At 65.0% G+C, this 2,039-nt stretch carries 1 protein-coding gene; it reads left to right on the top strand.

Going from position 1 to position 2,039, the window contains the following annotated elements:
• Positions 1-2,039 (top strand): multifunctional oxoglutarate decarboxylase/oxoglutarate dehydrogenase thiamine pyrophosphate-binding subunit/dihydrolipoyllysine-residue succinyltransferase subunit (locus AC5RWX_RS32750; protein ID WP_494100334.1); only part of this gene is annotated, 2,039 nt, incomplete at both ends.

Below are 2,039 nucleotides of genomic sequence, written 5' to 3'. Positions count from 1 at the left end.
GGCACCGCCGGCCTCTGCGGCGGCCGCCGCTCCTGCCCCGGCACCGGCGAAGAAGGCTCCGGCCACTGTGGCCCGCGACGGTTCGAAGAAGACCGAGTCCGGCACCGGCTCACAGCCCATCCCGGCCCAGCTTCCCAAGAACGTCAAGGCTCCCACGGCTCCGGAGGAGGACGTTGTTTCCGTCCTCCGCGGACCGGCAAAGGCCATTGCCACCAACATGGTCACCAGCCTCCAGGTGCCTACCGCCACCAGCGTCCGTGCCATCCCCGCCAAGCTGCTGATCGACAACCGCGTTGTCATCAACTCCAACCTCGCCCGGGCACGCGGCGGCAAGGTTTCCTTCACGCACCTGATTGGCTACGCGGTCATCCGCGCGCTCTCCCAGTTCCCTTCCATGAATGTGTACTACGACGAAGTGGACGGCAAACCCGTTGCCGTCCAGCCGGCACACGTGAATTTCGGCATCGCCATCGACATGCCCAAGCCCGACGGCACCCGCCTGCTGATGGTGCCGAACATCAAGAAGGCCGAGACCCTCAACTTCTCCGAGTTCTGGCACACCTACGAGGACCTCATCAAGCGCGCCCGCAACGGCAAGCTGACGGCCGAGGACCACCAGGGCACCACCGTGTCTCTGACCAACCCGGGCGGCATCGGTACTGTGCACTCGGTGCCGCGCCTTTCCAAGGGCCAGGCAGCCATCATCGGCGTCGGCGCGCTGGACTACCCCGCCGAGTTCCAGGGCGCCAGCGAGAAGATCATCGCCCAGAACGCCATCAGCAAGGTCCTCACCCTGACCTCCACCTACGATCACCGCGTGATCCAGGGTGCCGGCAGCGGCGAGTTCCTGAAGCTGGTCCACCAGCTCCTGCTCGGTGCGCAGAACTTCTACGACGAGATCTTCGAGTCCCTGCGCATTCCGTACGAGCCCGTACGCTGGAGCGCCGACAAGCAGGTGGACCCGGCCGACGAAATCAACAAGGTTGCCCGGATCCAGCAGCTGATCCACTCCTACCGGGTCCGCGGGCACCTGATGGCGGACACCGATCCCCTCGAGTACGTCCAACGCAAGCACCCGGACCTCGACGTCCTCACGTACGGCCTGACGCTCTGGGACCTGGACCGCGAGTGGCCCACCGGCGGCTTCGGCGGCAAGCCCATGCTCAAGTTCCGCGACATCCTGGGCGTCCTGCGCGATGCCTACTGCCGCACCACGGGCATTGAGTACATGCACATCCAGGAGCCTGCCGAACGCAAGTGGTTCCAGGACCAGCTGGAGCACCCGTACTCGAAGCCCAGCCGTGAAGAGCAGCTGCGCATCGTCTCCAAGCTGAACGCCGCCGAGGCGTTCGAGACCTTCCTGCAGACCAAGTTCGTTGGCCAGAAGCGGTTCTCGCTTGAAGGCGGCGAGTCCCTCATTCCGCTGCTTGACGCCATCATGTCCGACGCCGCCGATGACGGCCTGGACGAAGTGGCCATCGGCATGGCCCACCGCGGCCGCCTGAATGTGCTTACCAACATCGCCGGCAAGACCTACGCACAGGTGTTCCGCGAATTCGAGGGGACCCAGGATCCCCGCTCTGTCCAGGGATCCGGCGACGTTAAGTACCACTTGGGCACCGAGGGCACCTTCACTTCGGACAACGGCAAGGAGACCAAGGTCTACCTGGCTGCCAACCCGTCCCACCTCGAAGCAGTGGACCCTGTCCTAGAGGGCATCGTCCGCGCCAAACAGGACCGCCTGGATCAGGGCGAGTCGTTCCCGGTCCTGCCCATCATGGTCCATGGCGACGCTGCTTTCGCCGGCCAGGGCGTGGTTGCCGAAACCCTTAACCTGTCCCAGCTCCGCGGCTACCGCACGGGCGGAACCATCCATGTGGTGGTCAACAACCAGGTGGGCTTCACCACCGCCCCATCCTCGTCCCGGTCCTCCACGTACTCCACCGACGTTGCCAAGATGATCCAGGCACCGGTGTTCCACGTGAACGGCGACGATCCTGAGGCCGTGGTCCGCATTGGCCAGCTCGCCTACGAGTTCC

This window comes from Arthrobacter sp. SPT-J7 (genome assembly GCF_059089965.1).
The sequence above is the reverse complement of the archived record's forward strand: the minus strand, read 5'-3'. Positions and strand labels throughout refer to the sequence as shown.